Origin of the sequence: Undibacterium pigrum, from assembly GCF_003201815.1 — a bacterium.
GTDB classification, from domain to species: domain Bacteria; phylum Pseudomonadota; class Gammaproteobacteria; order Burkholderiales; family Burkholderiaceae_D; genus Undibacterium; species Undibacterium pigrum.
The window spans coordinates 166,126-181,364 of record NZ_QJKB01000006.1 but is presented as its reverse complement, the minus strand read 5'-3'; the positions used below and the strand labels follow the sequence as shown (position 1 = coordinate 181,364).

The 15,239-nt window shown below is 50.6% G+C and carries 16 protein-coding genes; 4 read left to right on the top strand and 12 right to left on the bottom strand.

Features of this window, described 5'->3' with window-relative positions; genetic code table 11:
• Positions 1-21: 21 nt before the first annotated feature.
• Positions 22-222: a twin transmembrane helix small protein gene (locus DFR42_RS18150; RefSeq protein ID WP_110256438.1), complete on the top strand. Its 201-nt coding sequence runs from the start codon at positions 22-24 to the stop codon at positions 220-222.
• A gap of 100 nt (positions 223-322) precedes the next feature.
• Here the strand turns inward: DFR42_RS18150 and DFR42_RS18145 are convergent, their stop codons facing one another.
• The 7 genes from DFR42_RS18145 to DFR42_RS18120 all read right to left on the bottom strand — a co-directional run bounded on the left by DFR42_RS18145 (position 323) and on the right by DFR42_RS18120 (position 6,147).
• A complete protein-coding gene (locus tag DFR42_RS18145) occupies positions 323-1,183 on the bottom strand; it encodes a cytochrome c oxidase subunit 3 (protein ID WP_110256437.1) in 861 nt (286 codons plus the stop codon).
• Between the two features lie 38 nt (positions 1,184-1,221).
• Positions 1,222-1,437 carry a DUF2970 domain-containing protein gene (locus tag DFR42_RS18140; protein WP_110256436.1) on the bottom strand — a complete coding sequence of 72 codons (216 nt, stop codon included), beginning with the start codon at positions 1,435-1,437 and terminating at the stop codon, positions 1,222-1,224.
• Positions 1,434-2,030: a cytochrome c oxidase assembly protein gene (locus DFR42_RS18135; protein WP_110256435.1), complete on the bottom strand. Its 597-nt coding sequence runs from the start codon at positions 2,028-2,030 to the stop codon at positions 1,434-1,436. The genes DFR42_RS18140 and DFR42_RS18135 overlap by 4 nt, the downstream gene beginning before the upstream one ends.
• A 13-nt stretch (positions 2,031-2,043) precedes the next feature.
• Positions 2,044-2,151 carry a cytochrome oxidase small assembly protein gene (locus DFR42_RS29540; RefSeq protein WP_211324343.1) on the bottom strand — a complete coding sequence of 36 codons (108 nt, stop codon included), beginning with the start codon at positions 2,149-2,151 and terminating at the stop codon, positions 2,044-2,046.
• 49 nt (positions 2,152-2,200) lie between these two features.
• Positions 2,201-3,796 carry a cytochrome c oxidase subunit I gene (ctaD, locus tag DFR42_RS18130; RefSeq protein ID WP_110256434.1) on the bottom strand — a complete coding sequence of 532 codons (1,596 nt, stop codon included), beginning with the start codon at positions 3,794-3,796 and terminating at the stop codon, positions 2,201-2,203.
• 24 nt (positions 3,797-3,820) lie between these two features.
• Positions 3,821-5,011: a cytochrome c oxidase subunit II gene (gene coxB / locus DFR42_RS18125; protein WP_110256433.1), complete on the bottom strand. Its 1,191-nt coding sequence runs from the start codon at positions 5,009-5,011 to the stop codon at positions 3,821-3,823.
• Positions 5,012-5,232: 221 nt separating this feature from the next.
• The gene (locus DFR42_RS18120; protein ID WP_245937008.1) at positions 5,233-6,147 is read right to left on the bottom strand and encodes a methyltransferase domain-containing protein; all 915 of its coding nucleotides are present in this window, start codon (positions 6,145-6,147) and stop codon (positions 5,233-5,235) included.
• Positions 6,148-6,207: 60 nt separating this feature from the next.
• On the opposite strand from DFR42_RS18120, the gene DFR42_RS18115 reads away from it, so the two are divergent.
• The 3 genes from DFR42_RS18115 to DFR42_RS18105 all read left to right on the top strand — a co-directional run bounded on the left by DFR42_RS18115 (position 6,208) and on the right by DFR42_RS18105 (position 10,461).
• Positions 6,208-6,957 (top strand): phosphoribosyltransferase family protein, encoded by a 750-nt coding sequence (locus tag DFR42_RS18115; protein WP_110256431.1) that lies wholly within the window; start codon positions 6,208-6,210, stop codon positions 6,955-6,957.
• Positions 6,958-7,013: 56 nt separating this feature from the next.
• Entirely contained in the window at positions 7,014-7,484 is a 471-nt protein-coding gene (gene trmL / locus DFR42_RS18110; RefSeq protein WP_110256430.1) for a tRNA (uridine(34)/cytosine(34)/5-carboxymethylaminomethyluridine(34)-2'-O)-methyltransferase TrmL, read from the top strand.
• A 496-nt stretch (positions 7,485-7,980) separates the two neighbouring features.
• Positions 7,981-10,461 (top strand): sensor domain-containing protein, encoded by a 2,481-nt coding sequence (locus DFR42_RS18105; protein WP_110256429.1) that lies wholly within the window; start codon positions 7,981-7,983, stop codon positions 10,459-10,461.
• Here the strand turns inward: DFR42_RS18105 and rfaE2 are convergent.
• From rfaE2 to cysW, 5 genes are all read right to left on the bottom strand, one after another.
• Positions 10,458-10,937: a D-glycero-beta-D-manno-heptose 1-phosphate adenylyltransferase gene (gene rfaE2, locus DFR42_RS18100; RefSeq protein WP_110256428.1), complete on the bottom strand. Its 480-nt coding sequence runs from the start codon at positions 10,935-10,937 to the stop codon at positions 10,458-10,460. The two genes, DFR42_RS18105 and rfaE2, sit on opposite strands and share 4 nt — an antisense overlap.
• Before the next feature lie 352 nt (positions 10,938-11,289).
• Positions 11,290-12,153, bottom strand: a complete 864-nt coding sequence (locus DFR42_RS18095; protein ID WP_110256427.1) for a ferritin-like domain-containing protein — start codon at positions 12,151-12,153, stop codon at positions 11,290-11,292.
• Positions 12,154-12,288: 135 nt separating this feature from the next.
• Positions 12,289-13,221, bottom strand: a complete 933-nt coding sequence (locus DFR42_RS18090; RefSeq protein WP_110256426.1) for a CysB family HTH-type transcriptional regulator — start codon at positions 13,219-13,221, stop codon at positions 12,289-12,291.
• 18 nt (positions 13,222-13,239) lie between these two features.
• The gene (locus tag DFR42_RS18085; RefSeq protein WP_110256425.1) at positions 13,240-14,304 is read right to left on the bottom strand and encodes a sulfate/molybdate ABC transporter ATP-binding protein; all 1,065 of its coding nucleotides are present in this window, start codon (positions 14,302-14,304) and stop codon (positions 13,240-13,242) included.
• Between the two features lie 18 nt (positions 14,305-14,322).
• On the bottom strand, positions 14,323-15,237 hold the full coding sequence (gene cysW, locus DFR42_RS18080) for a sulfate ABC transporter permease subunit CysW (RefSeq protein ID WP_110256424.1): 915 nt from the start codon (positions 15,235-15,237) through the stop codon (positions 14,323-14,325).
• Between the last annotated feature and the right edge of the window lie 2 nt (positions 15,238-15,239).

Below are 15,239 nucleotides of genomic sequence, written 5' to 3'. Positions count from 1 at the left end.
AAAGCATCAACAATAAATAGTATGAAAATTCTTGTCGCCATTGCTTTTTTCCTCATCCTTTTCAGCCTGGGATCTGCCTTGGTCTATTTAATGAAAGACAAGGGAAAAAGTAATCGCACTGTCAAAGCACTGGCATTCAGGGTGGGGTTCTCCATCACCCTGTTTTTGCTGATCTTGCTGGCCAATCATTTTGGACTGATACAACCTACCGGCATCAGGTAGAGCTGCCGACAATTACTAACCTGCAGCACCAGCACACACTTTCATATATGTAAAAAAGCCGCACTAACTGTGCGGCTTTTTTCATGCTACTTAAGCTACTTTACAGCCAGTAGACAACAACGTAGAGACCCAGCCATACCACGTCAACAAAGTGCCAGTACCAGGCAGCGCCTTCAAATGCGAAGTGATGCTCAGGAGTGAAGTGGCCTTTCATGACACGATACAAAACAACCGACAGCATGATCGCACCCATGGTCACATGGAAACCATGGAAACCGGTCAGCATGAAGAAGGTGGAACCATAGATACCGGAAGTCAGTTTCAGGTTCAGTTCACTATAAGCATGCATGTACTCATAGACCTGGAAGCCCATGAACACCGCGCCCAGCAAGACTGTGGCAAACAACCAGAATGCTGTCTTGGCACGATGACCTTCACGCAAAGCGTGGTGAGAAATCGTCAGCGTTACGCCAGATGTCAGCAGCAAGGCAGTATTGATGGTCGGGATAGGGAAAGGGCCCATGGTTTTGAAGGCTTCAATCGTACCAGCCGGGCCTACATTACCCCAGTTGGCAGCAAAATCAGGCCACAAGACTTTGTGATCCAGATCAGCCAGCCAAGGCATGGAGATAGTGCGTGCATAGAACAATGCGCCAAAGAAAGCAGCAAAGAACATCACTTCAGAGAAAATGAACCAGCTCATGCTCCAGCGGAAGGAAACGTCGATACGTGCGCTGTATTTACCACCTTCGGATTCAGCAATTGCATCACCGAACCAGTTGTACAAAACCACCAGGGTCAGGATGATACCTGCGAAATTCAGGTAAGAACCCCATGCCAGACCATTTACCCAGGCAGAAGCGCCTATCATGGTCAGCAATAAGGTAGAGCCACCAAAGACCGGCCATTTGGATGGGCCAGGCACAAAATAGTATGGCGCATTAGCGTGTTGAGAACTCATTTCCATCTCCCGATGCAATTAATGTACTACTTGAATTATTATTTTGCGACTACATGTTTGACTATCATGATCAGCACTGAAATAAAGATCAGTGCACCTATGATGCCAGCAATAATCACATGAACAGGATTCAACTGTGCTGCATCCTGCTCGTAATCATTTTTCTTGCGTATCCCCAGAAATGACCAGAATACGGCTTTCATTGTTGCCAAAAACGACGCCTTACGCTTGCTTGCTTCTTTTAAATCCGTCATAGCTTGCCCTGTCCGTTTCCAGCCTGGGCAGCGCCTGCCTGTGGCTTCATGCCCACTTCAAAAAACGTATAAGACAAGGTAATTGTCTTCACATCCTTTGGCAAGGCCGGGTCCAGATAAAACACCACGGGCATTTGCCTTGCTTCATTTGGTTCCAGCGTCTGCTGCTTGAAGCAAAAACATTCCATCTTCTTGAAGTAATTGGCAGCCTGTTGCGGTGCGTAGCTAGGTATCGCTTGCGCATCCATCTTGTAAGACTGCTTGTTGACTACTTCATAAACGATTTGCGTCATCTCACCGGGATGCACTTTCATGCTTGCCACAGTAGGACGAAAACGCCATGGGCCCTGCGTATTTGCATCAAACTCAACCGTCACTTCGCGAGTTCTGTCGATCTGGGAATTGGATATTTCTTTGACCGAGATATCCTTGGGTGTCAGAATATTCACACCTGTCAATTCACAAATCTGTTTGTAGATAGGTACCAAAGCATACCCAAATCCAAACATCAGCCCCGCAATTACCAGCAACTTGCCCAACATGTTCGCGTTCAGTTTGCGCCTGCTGCCTGCACCCTGCTCTTCTTGCGACATTTTTTACACCTTATCAGCGTAACCAGGTTTGCTTGATGAATACGCCGGCAAAAAACACCAGTGCAACAGAAAACAAAATGATGGCTGTTTTGAAGTTATTCGGTTTGTTTTGCTTACTCATTTTTTGTCTTGCCCCGGCATAACCGGGGCAAGCCTAAGCCTTGATACTATTATTTGAATTCTGGCGGTTCTTCAAAAGTATGGAAAGGCGCAGGGCTAGGCACTGTCCATTCCAGACCTTCAGCACCATCCCATGGTTTTGCTGCCGCAGGTATGCCGCCTTTGATGGACGGGATAACCACTGCCAGTATGAAGTACACCTGCATCAAGCCAAAACCAAACGCACCGATAGTAGCAATCTGATTGAAATCAGTGAACTGTGCAGGGTAGTCAGCATAACGACGTGGCATACCGGCCAGGCCCAGGAAGTGCATAGGGAAGAAGGTGATGTTGAACAAAATCAGCGAACCCCAGAAGTGGATTTTGCCGCGTGTTTCGTTGTACATGAAACCTGTCCATTTTGGACCCCAGTAGTAGTAACCGGCGAACAGGGCAAACAGGGAACCCGCCACCAGAACATAGTGGAAGTGGGCAACCACGTAGTAAGTATCCTGCAACTGGATATCGATTGGTGTTACCGCCAGAATCAGGCCAGTAAAGCCACCCATGGTAAACACGAAGATAAAGCCGACAGCAAACAACATAGGCGTCTCGAAAGTCATCGAGCCTTTCCACATTGTCGCTACCCAGTTAAACACTTTCACGCCGGTAGGTACCGAGATCAGCATGGTGGCATACATGAAGAACAACTGTGCCGTCACTGGCATACCGGTTGTGAACATGTGATGCGCCCAGACGATGAAGGACAGGATCGCGATGGATGCTGTTGCATACACCATCGATGCATAACCAAACAAAGGCTTGCGGGAAAACGCAGGGACGATCTGGGACACAATACCGAAGGCTGGCAAAATCATGATGTACACCTCTGGATGTCCGAAGAACCAGAAAATGTGTTGATACATGACAGGATCACCGCCGCCTGCAGCATTAAAGAAGGACGTACCAAAATGACGGTCAGTCAAAGTCATGGTGATCGCACCAGCCAGAACTGGCATAACAGCGATCAGCAGGTAGGCAGTGATCAACCAGGTCCAGCAGAACATCGGCATCTTCATCAGTGTCATGCCAGGAGCGCGCATGTTCAGGATGGTAGTGATGATGTTGATGGAACCCATGATGGAAGACGCACCCATGATGTGGACTGCGAAAATCGCCATGTCCATGCCAGGACCCATTTGCGTGGACAATGGTGCATACAGAGTCCAGCCAGCTGCAGTTGCGCCGCCAGGTACCCAGAAGGAACCCATCAGCAACAAGGCTGCCGGAGGCATGAGCCAGAACGAGAAGTTGTTCATGCGGGCAAATGCCATATCGGACGCGCCGATTTGCAGAGGGATCATCCAGTTGGCGAAGCCAACGAAAGCCGGCATGATCGCGCCAAAAACCATGACCAGACCATGCATGGTGGTCAACTGGTTAAAGAATTCCGGTTGCATGAGTTGCAAGCCAGGCTGGAACAATTCGCTACGGATGCCCAGCGCCATGACACCACCGGCCAGCAACATCGTGAAAGCGAACCACAGATACAGACTACCGATATCTTTATGGTTGGTGGCAAATAACCAGCGCTGCAAGCCATGAGGATGGTCATGCGCGTGGTCGTGAGAGTGATCGTGAGCGTGATCAGCTGAGGTAGTGCTCATCTTTTCTCCTGTTCTTCCTGTTTATTACTTACGCGCAGCCAGAACTTCAGCCGGTTGGACGATGTTTTCAGCAGCCTTGTTAGACCAGCTATTGCGTGTGTAAGTGATCACAGCAGCAATTTCTGTATCTGACAAATTACCTTTCCATGGCGGCATGCCTGGTGCTTTACCATTCAAGACGATATTGATTTGGGCAGCTTTCGGACCAGTCACCATAGGAGAACCATCCAGTGCAGGGAATGCACCTGGCACGCCTTTACCAGTTGCCTGATGGCAGGCTACGCAGTTCGCTGCATAGACTTTTTCGCCGCGTTGCTTCAGCTCGTCCACAGTCCAGACTTTGCTTGGGTCATCTGCCTTGGCAGCCATTTCTTTCTTCTTGCCATCTACCCACTTTTTATAGTCTTCGTCAGAAACAACAGTAACGACGATAGGCATGAAGGCATGTTCTTTACCGCACAGCTCTACGCACTGACCACGGTAAGTACCGATTTTCTCAGCCTTGAACCAGGTATCACGGACAAAACCAGGAATCGCATCCTGTTTCACGCCGAAAGCAGGGATAGTCCAGCCATGGATAACGTCATTGGCTGTGGTAATCACGCGTATTTTCTTGTTAACCGGAACCACGACTTCATTGTCAACTTCAATCAGGTAGTTGTCGCCGCGTTTTTCAGTTGGTTCTACGCCAGGCGCACCAACTTGTGTGCGTGGTGTGGACAGTGTGGACAGGAAGGAAATGCCTTCGCCCTCACCCTTGAGGTAGTCATAGCCCCATTTCCATTGCATGCCTGTGGCTTTAATGGTGATGTCGGCATTGGAGGTGTCTTTCATTGCCACAACAGTTTTTGTTGCTGGCAAAGCCATGACGATAACGATGATGAAAGGGACGATGGTCCAGGCGATTTCTACTGCGGTACTTTCATGGAAGGTAGCAGGTTTATGGCCGAGAGATTTGCGGTGTTTCAGGATGGAGTAAAACATCACCCCGAAAACTGCCACAAAAATGACCATACAGATAACCAGCATCAGGTTATGAATGGAATATATTTGCTCTGCAATTTGTGTAACAGGTGGTTGCAGATTCAACTGCTTTATCGCTGGACCGCCCTTCATATCTACCGCTGGTCCATTGACCACTGCCCACGTTGGCAAACTAGCAGCCAAGAGTGAGGCACCCAGCATGAACGACTTTAATCGCTTAGCATGTTTCATGACTTTCCCCAAAACCCGATTAGAATTCTTTTAACAGAGCGCCAGGGACACAGATTCAAAAATTTTCAAATGCGTACCGGCAACTTCCACAACTGCGAGAGTATAAGGCGTAAAGCAGTGTGATATCAAGCAGAATACAATTTTGCAAGCCCTGATCTGGCGCAAATGTCACAAAGATTTATGCAGCGATTTTGCAGTTTTCTAGCCTTCTTTGATCTATATTAAGGTGATTTTTTCGGTAAATCGAAGCGGACTATGGATTCACCTGCTGTGGTTTTACGGTTAACCGGGCGGAAGGCGTGACCGTAAACCACTTCCAGTGTCAAAGTCAGGCGTCCTTCTGCATTTTTGCCCTTGTTTAAGGCTGCCAGCAATTGCGCATGCGCTTTGCGACCCAGCAGACCTTGACGCCGGGTCATCAGGGGGTTGCCTCCAAGGGCACGCACATCTTCCAGTAGCTTGCCAGCATCGCCATAGGTCAGGGTAATTTTCTCCATATCCATGACAGGGGTGGAAAACCCGGCATTGACCAGCATATCGCCAAAGTCGTGCATATCTACAAAGGGCAGCACGTGTGGCAAATCATCCACTGTAGCAAAAGCCTGGCGCAATTCCATCATGGTATCCGGACCAAAGCAGGAAAACATCAGCAAGCCTTCAGTACGCAAAACCCGTCGCCATTCTGCAAATACCAGATCAGGCTGGGGATGCCAGTGCAGGGCGAGGTTAGACCAGATTAAATCTACACTGGCATTGGCCATGGGCAGACGGGCAAAGTCGGCACAAAACAAATGCTGACCACCATCCTGGCGCAAGGCTGCGGGTGTCCATTTTGCCAACAAACGTCCCATGGCGCTCTTGGCAGCCAGTTGCTTGTCCCTGCCTGCCGCCAGCATTGTCAAAGAAGCATCTGCACCATAAGCCTGGGCTGCGGGATAGATTTTTTGCAATTCGGCAATATCGTCAGATTCGCCGCAACCCGCGTCCAGAAAGCCGGCAGGCTGGATTTTGACCAGTTCCAGCTTTTCACGCATGCGCGTGGCTATTTCGCGACGCAAAAAGTCGGAAGCACGGATTTTTTCGGCATCGGCAAACAGGCGGCGTACCAGTTGCAGATTGATGGGAGCACTCAGCATAAGCAAAATTGCAAGGAAATGCATTTTTAAGTTAAGCTGACAGTTTACACGCTTGCATCTATGTTGACAGACAAACTCAAACTGGCCTGGAAAAATGCTGTTGCTGCATTGATACCAAATTCCTGCGCACTGTGCCGCCTGGACAGCAAGGAGGTGGTATGCGGCGCCTGTCAGCATGCTTATTTCCAGACCGGACAGGCCCGATGCCAACAGTGCGCCCTGCCCCTGCCGCCCGCCAGCGCCAGCCCGCGCTGTGGTGACTGCCTCAGTAATCCACCTGCTTTTGACAGGACTGTCACGGTGTGTGATTACGCCGCGCCGCAAGACCAGCTGGTGCTTGCTCTCAAATTCGGTCATCAACTGGCACTGGCACCCTGGTTTGCCAGCAGGCTGAGAGATAGTATCCTGCAATTATCTGAACAAGAAGGCAGCGAACTGCCGGATTTGCTCTGCGCCGTCCCCCTGGGTTCAGGCCGACTGGCAGATCGTGGATTTAATCAGGCCTGGGAAATTACCCGCCCCTTGTCAAGGCATCTGGGCGTGCCGGGCAATGCTCACCTCCTGCAACGTAGCAGAGAAACCGCCATGCAAAGCGGCTTGCCTATCACCGCCAGGGCCAACAATGTCAAACATGCATTCTGTCTTGCTGACAAGGAAATGGAAAGCGTCAGGGGTTTACACCTGGGTATTGTTGACGATGTCATGACTACTGGCATAACCATGCATGAAATAGCTACAATGCTGAAGCGCCATGGTGCGGCCAAAGTGACAGCCTATGTATTTGCCCGTACCCTGCCCCATATACACTGAATGTGCATTAAATATGCATTGAATCCACTGCATCACTACGCCACTAAGGAATCATTTTGTTTCATGTCGTCCTGGTCGAACCAGAAATACCGCCAAATACTGGCAATATTATCCGGCTGTGTGCCAACACCGGCGTGCAACTGCATCTGATAGAGCCGCTGGGCTTTCCCCTGGATGATTCGAAGATGAAACGGGCAGGTCTGGATTATCATGATTATGCCAGCATGAAAGTGCATAAGAACTGGGCAGAATTCTGTGCCAGCGAACAGCCAGATACCAGCCGCATGTTTGCCATGACCACGCATGGTTCCACGCCGTTTGCAAATCTGGCCTTCCAGCCGGGTGATTATTTCATCTTTGGTGCAGAAACCCGCGGCCTGGCCCCGGAATTACGAGAGTCCTTCCCCACCAGCCAGCGCATACGCCTGCCGATGCGGCCAGACAACCGCAGCCTGAACCTGTCAAACACAGTGGCAGTCGTGGTGTATGAGGCCTGGCGCCAGAATGGTTTTGTAGGCGGCAGCTAAGCTTTGGCGAACAGTATTCTAGAACTCATTTCATAAATAGGATGAGTGCGAACAAGACGATTTGGGATGCAGTGCAAGGCCTCATGTGTTTACCGTGCGCAGCTAAGGCGTCCGCCTTTGCAAGCGCAAGGTAACAAACTTCGCACTGCAATGCGCCCAAATCGTCAGTTCCCGAAGGGTTTGCCTCATAACGCGTGCTGGACAGCGTTGGACTCGTTGTCAATAGGCGAAGCTATTGACTGCCTCGTCCCCTTGCAGGGCGCATGTGCGCTGGTAAGCGCACATCGTACGCAGGCGTGCAACATGTTGCACGAAACCCCAGCTTTACCCTTGCCAGCCCACGTTATGAGGCAAACGCATCTCATCCTATTTATGAAATGAGTTCTAGTGTCACATATCAATTACCTAAATTACCACACGGCATCTGGAAATTTACTGCATTTACTGGAAAATCCTTTAGCATGATTAAAGGAGAGCGAATACCAAGGCCAAGACCGTGAAAAATCCGGCAATTGAGCAATTTGAAAATGACCTGCAACAACTGCGGCATCTGATTGATGCCCTTCCTGTCTGCATTTCTTATGTCGATACAAATTACCGCTACCAATTTATTAACCAGGTATACATAGACTGGTTTGGCCTTCCCCGCTCTGCGGTCATTAATAAACACATGGCCGAAGTCATAGGCGACGAAGCTTTCCTGCATGTACAACCTCAGGTAAAGCGTGCACTGTCTGGAGAGACTATCGCCTACGAAACTACAGTGCCCTATCAACATGGGGGCAGCCGCTGTATTTCTGCCCAAATTTCCCCAGCTATTGATCATGACGGCAAGGTCAAGGGTTGCTATGCCATGATTATTGATATCAGCCAGCGCAAGAAAAGTGAAGAGCAATTCCACCTGCATGAAGAACGCTGGCAACTGGCACTGGAAGGCTCTGGTGATGGCGTGTGGGACTGGTATCCACAAACTGGTATAGAAATATTGTCCGATCGACTGCGCGAAATATATGGCTATAAAAAAGAGGATATAGCCGACTTATCTGAAGAGCTCGACAGACGCACCCACCCTGACGATCTGAAACAGATGCATCTGGACAGGCAAGCCCACTTTGATGGCAAGACACCCATCTATATTAATGAACACCGGGTGCAATGCAAGGACGGCAGCTGGAAATGGATATTGACGCGCGGCACCGTCATACAACGTGATGAAGAAGGCAAACCAACCCGCGTAGTTGGCACCCACACCGATATTTCAGAGCGAAAGCAGGCGGAAGTTGCACTGCGTGAAAGCGAAGAGCGCCTGCGCATGGCACTGTCTGCTACCCATCAGGGCTTATATGATTTGAACGTGCTGACTGGCGATGCCATCGTCAACCCGGAATACGCGCACATGCTGGGTTTTGCACATGAAGGCTTTCAAGAGAACAAAAAAAACTGGATAGCCAGGGTGCATACCGAGGATATTCCCGCAGCAGCGCGTGCTTTCAGGGAGCATCTTGAAGGTAAAAGCGATGAGTACCGGGTCGAATTCAGGCAAAAGAAAGCCAGTGGAGAGTGGGCGTGGATACTGTCTGTCGGTGCAGTGGTGGAATGGGACAGGGATGGGCGGGCACAACGCATGCTCGGTACCGTGCTTGATATCACTGAAAAGAAAAAAACCGAAGCACTGATCTGGCAACAGGCGAATATCGATACACTGACCGGCTTGCCTAACCGCCGCATGTTTTACGACAGACTGGATCATGATATCAAGCTCAGCAAGCGCAATAAACTGGCACTGGCCGTGTTGTTCATAGACCTGGATTTTTTCAAGGAAGTGAACGATACTCTGGGCCACTCCACTGGTGATGCCTTGCTGGTAGAAGCCGCGCACCGGCTACGTAACTGCGTGAGGGAAAGCGATACTGTGGCGCGTCTGGGTGGCGATGAATTTACCGTCTCGCTGCCAGAGATGCATGAGGAAAACCGGGCTGAGACCATCGCGCAAAACATCATACGCAGCATGTCCACCCCCTTCCAGCTGGCGGGCGAAGAAATCTATTTATCTGCCAGCGTGGGTATCACCGCCTACCCGCGCGATGCCGACAATCTGGATGACCTCATCAAGCATGCCGACCAGGCCATGTATGCGGCCAAGGCCCAGGGCCGGAATCGCTTCAGTTATTTCACACCCGGCCTGCAGACTGCTGCATTGGCACGTCTGCGCATGACGAATGATCTGCGCACTGCGATTGCTGAAAATAGCCTGCGCGTCTATTTCCAGCCCATCGTCGATATCCATAGCGGGAAAATACAAAAAGCTGAAGCTCTGGTACGCTGGCTGCATCCCCAACGGGGATTCATCAGCCCCATGGAGTTCATACCCATTGCAGAAACCAGCGGCCTGATCATCGCCATCGGCGACCTGGTATTCCGTGAGGCATTATGCTGGGTCAGGAAATGGCGCGAGCTGTATCGCCCAGACTTCCAGATCAGTATCAATCAGTCTCCCGTGGAATTCCAGGGTGACCAGGAACGTTATATCAACTGGATACATGAGCTGGCGCTACAAAACCTGCCTGGCCAGGCCATCAGCGTAGAAATTACCGAAGGATTATTGCTGGATGCCAGCCAGAAAATCACCAGCAAACTCTTGCAGTTCCGCGATGCCGGGATACAGGTGGCGCTGGATGATTTTGGTACCGGTTACTCCTCACTTTCTTACCTGAAGAAATTTGATATCGACTACCTCAAGATAGACCAGTCCTTCGTCCGTAACCTGGCAACGGATGCCAGTGATATTGTCTTGCCTGAAGCCATCATCATGATGGCGCACAAGCTGGACCTGAAAGTCATTGCCGAAGGGGTAGAGACGCAACAGCAACATGACTTGCTGAAGCAGGCAGGCTGCGATTTTGCACAAGGTTATTTATTCTCGAAACCCTTGCCACCGGAAGAGTTTGAGATGTTACTGCAGCGACAAAAAACTTAAGCGCCTGAGCGTACTTTGGCCAGCAATTTGCTGGTCGAGCGGTCATGCTCAAAATCGATCGCCGCCACCGTGCCACCATAAGCCAGTACTGCCTGGCCTTCTGGTATGGCCGTCATATCATAGTCGCCGCCTTTGACATACACATCGGGATGCGCTGCCAGTACCGCTTGCAAGGCGGTGTCTTCATCAAACTCCACCACCAGGCTGACAGACTCCAGCGCCGCCAGTACTGCCATGCGGTCTTCACAGGAATTGACCGGCCTGTCATCGCCCTTACCCAGGCGCTTGACCGAGGCATCAGTATTCACCGCCACCACCAGCGAAGCACCAAATTCACGGGCGTCGGCAAGATAGCTGACATGACCGCGGTGCAAGATGTCGAATACGCCATTGGTCATGACCACGGGCTTGGGCAAGGAACGCACACGCTCGGCCAATTCTTCGCGGGTGGTCAATTTTTTTTCGAATTCTGACATAGGAAACTTTGTGGGTATTTTACGAAAACCTCTCACCACAGAGGCACCGAGACACAGAGGAAGCACAGAGAAATGCGAGAGGAAATAAACGCGAATGCTTGCAACTCGTAGGTTGGGCTACGAATTATCAGCCCAACACTTGGCGTGTAAATAACGTACTCGTTTATCAAAAGCGCAGTGTTGGGCTGGTAAACCGTAGCCTAGCGAGGCCCGGCCCAACCTACGAAAATTACAATTTTGCTTTTCTCTATGCTTCTCTCTGTGTTTCGGTGCCTCTGTGTTGAGAGGTCTTGAATTTATAAACAAAAACGCCGCTAATGATTAGCGGCGATTGTACAGGCTCAAGCCAGGTTTATGCTGCGCTAGGCATGCTGCCGGGCAAAATAACCAGTCTTTGTGCGACTTCCTTGCGATAACGGTTCAGGTCTTGCACTGTCTCAAAAGTACGCTCGAACAGCAGCGACATATTGTGAAGGATGCGGTCGACGACTTTCTTTTCCCATACACCATCAAACTTGATCTGGCCATCGAGCCAGCGTTCCAGCCAGTCCGGGTCAGGCAGGCGCGACTGTATGGTGTCGTTCGGGAACAATGCCTGATTGACATGCAAGTTGGTCGGGTGCAAAGGTTTTTCCGTGCGTCTGGCCGATGCCATCAGGACACCAATCTTGGAAAACGCCGCGCGTGCCACATCACCCACCTCTGCCAGGGATTTTTTCATATAGCGCAGATAAGCACCGCCATGGCGTGCCTCATCCTGGCTGATGATTTTGTAGATGTGCTTAATAACAGGCTCGGTATGCCAGTCAGAGGCACAGCGATACCAGTGGTTCAGGCGGATTTCGCCGCAGAAGTGCAGCATCAGGGTTTCCAGCGGTGGTGCGGGGTCAAACTCGAAGCGTACATTGTCGAGTTCTTTTTCCGTAGGCACCAGCTCAGGGTGGAAGCGGCGCAGGTATTCCATCAAGACCAGGGAATGTTTTTGTTCTTCAAAAAACCAGATGGACATGAAAGCACAAAAATCACTGTCACCACGGTTATCGCGCAAGAACATTTCTGTCGCAGGCAGGGCAGACCATTCGGTGATGGCATTCATCTTGATGGTTTGCGCCTGCTCTGGTGTCAATTTGCTGGCATCATATTTATCCCAGGGGATATCTGACTCCATATTCCAGCGCACTTGCTCTAAAGACTTAAACAATTCAGGGTAAAGCATGGTCAACCTCTGATAAAAAATGCAAAAATTAGAATGATTTGCCTAATTTTACCAGAGAGATGTGACGCCTTCACGACAGCGGCTGAATTGCTTAAAATTTAGGCGGGAATGCAACAAGAGCGGTTTTGCGCGAGTCTACGCTAATTCGTTTTCACTGACTGCTTGTCGCACTTCATCCCTGTCCAGGTTAGGCGCAAACTGTTGTATGAATTCATAAGTATAAGCACGCAGGTAAGCACCGCGACGTACCGCCAGACGCGTGACATTAGATGCAAACAAGTGACTTGCGGAAATAGTCCTCAAGCCGTGTGCACGCTGCACTTCTATGGCCATCGACGCTACCAGGCCTACGCCCAGACCCAGTGCCACATATTGCTGGATAACGTCAGAATCCATGGCAGTCAGCACGATGTCGGTGCGCAAACCAGCGAGGCGGAATGCATCATCAATATGACCACGACCGGTGAAGCCTACGTCATAGGTAATTAGTGGATAATTCGACAAATCTTCCAGCGTCAGTTCTTCTTTTTCCAGTAAAGGATGGCCTTCAGGAACGACGACGACGTGATTCCATTCATAGCAGGCGAAAGAGGCCAGGTCCTTGAACTGAGACAGGCCTTCGGTAGCGATACCGATATCAGCCTTGCCAGACAATACCCATTCTGCAATATGTTCCGGTGAACTTTGTTGCAGGGCGATGCGCACGTCAGGGAAAGCCTGACGGAAACCTTGTACTACCTTGGGCAAGACATAACGTGCCTGGGTATGGGTAGTGGCTATCGTCAGCGTGCCCTTGGACTGGTCAGAATAATCCTCACCAGCCTGACGCAGGTTTTCTGCTTCCAGCAACAGTCTTTCTATGATGGGCAAAATATCCTTGCCTGGCTCAGTCAGGCCGGTCAGGCGTTTGCCATTACGTTCGAAAATATCGACGCCCAGTTCTTCTTCCAGTTCACGGATCTGGCGGCTGACACCGGGCTGGGAAGTGAACAATACATTGGCCACTTCAGTCAGGTTATAACCGCGGCGTGAAGCTTCGCGGATGGAGCGTAATTGTTGGAAATTCATGGCTTACCTTATTCTTTATTATTGGGTGTCAACGAAGACATGGAGACGCTTGGGTCGTACAACCAGGGCTTCACCTACTTTGAGTTTCAGTTGTTCATAGCGTTCTGTAGAAATCATGGCTTCGACCAGTTCACCGTTGTCATCTCTTTCCAGTTCCAGCTGGGCCAGCGGGCCTATGCTATGGACGCGGCGCAGTTGTACATTGAGACCTGTAGCACCGGGAGAATAGCGGTCAATTTCAAGTTCATGCGGGCGCACATAACCGGTACCAAAAGCATCACGGGTTTCAGCATGGCCAGGGGCTTCAAAAGGCACACCACCGGCATCGAGTATCCCTTCATGGATGCGGCCACGGAACAGATTCACATTGCCGAGGAAGCCATACACAAAAGGCGTGGCCGGATGATGGTATACCTCAGCCGGGGCACCTACCTGCTCCACCTTGCCGTGATTCATGAGAACAATTTTGTCAGCCACTTCCAGCGCTTCTTCCTGATCATGTGTGACGAAAATACTGGTGACATGCAATTCATCATGCAGGCGACGCAACCAGCGGCGCAATTCCTTGCGCACCTTGGCATCGAGGGCACCGAAAGGTTCATCCAGCAACAGTACGCGCGGCTCCACTGCCAACGCACGTGCCAGCGCAATACGCTGACGCTGGCCGCCAGACAATTGTGGCGGATAACGGTCAGCCAGCCAGTCCAGTTGCACCAGCTCCAGCAACTTGGTGACTTTCTCCTTGATCTCGCTTTCTGAAGGACGCACATGGCGTGGCTTGACGCGCAAGCCAAAAGCAATGTTTTCAAAGATCGTCATATGCTTGAACAAGGCATAGTGCTGGAACACAAAGCCAACCTGACGTTCACGCACATGTTGTGCCGAAGCATCTTGTCCGTCGAGCAAAACCTGACCACTGTCAGCATATTCCAGACCGGCGATGATGCGCAGCAAGGTAGTCTTGCCACAGCCTGATGGCCCCAATAAAGCGGTCAGTTCACCATTTGGAAAATCCAGCGAGACATTGTCCAGGGCAGTGAAACTACCAAAGCGTTTTTGTAATTGATTAACAGCGATACTCACGGTGAACCCCTTCTCTCTTTATTCTTGTGGTACTTGGCGGTTTTCATTGGTACGCCATTCAACTAATGTTTTCAAAGCGAGTGTCAGCAAGGCCAGCAGGGTCAGCAATGAAGCGACAGCAAAGGCGGCAGTGAAGTTGTACTCGTTATATAAAATCTCGACTTGCAGCGGCATGGTATTGGTCTCGCCACGGATATGGCCAGACACGACAGACACCGCACCAAATTCGCCCATGGCACGTGCATTACACAGGATCACGCCATACAGCAAACCCCATTTAATATTTGGCAAAGTCACATACCAGAAAGTCTTCCAGCCAGATGCGCCAAGCACCAGTGCAGCCTCTTCTTCTTCACTGCCCTGCGCCTGCATCAGCGGTATCAATTCACGTGCGACGAATGGAAAAGTCACGAAGATGGTTGCCAGCACGATGCCTGGCACAGCAAACAAAATCTTGATGTCATGTTCGCGCAACCATTCACCAAACCAGCCCTGCGCGCCGAACAGCAAGACATAGATCAGGCCAGAAATAACCGGTGATACCGAGAACGGCAAATCGATCAGCGTCAGCAAGACATTCTTGCCGCGGAATTCAAACTTGGCGATAGTCCAGGCAGCAGCCACACCAAATACCAGGTTCAAAGGCACGGATATGCCCGCTGCAATCAGGGTCAGCTTGATGGCTGACAAGGCGTCTGGTTCTACAATCGCGGCCAGATAAACTTCCCAGCCTTTTTTCAGTGCCTCGGCAAAAACAGCAGCCAGTGGTACAAATAAAAACAGTGTCAGGAAAGCCAGTGCAATCGCTGATAAAAGAATACGTACCCACAGTGGTTCCAGCGTTGCTGCTGGCGTAATCACAGGTTCATGTCTGCGGGCAGTGACCTGTGCCTTGACAGGATTAGCCGGCGTAGGAATGGTGGCGCTGGTCATGA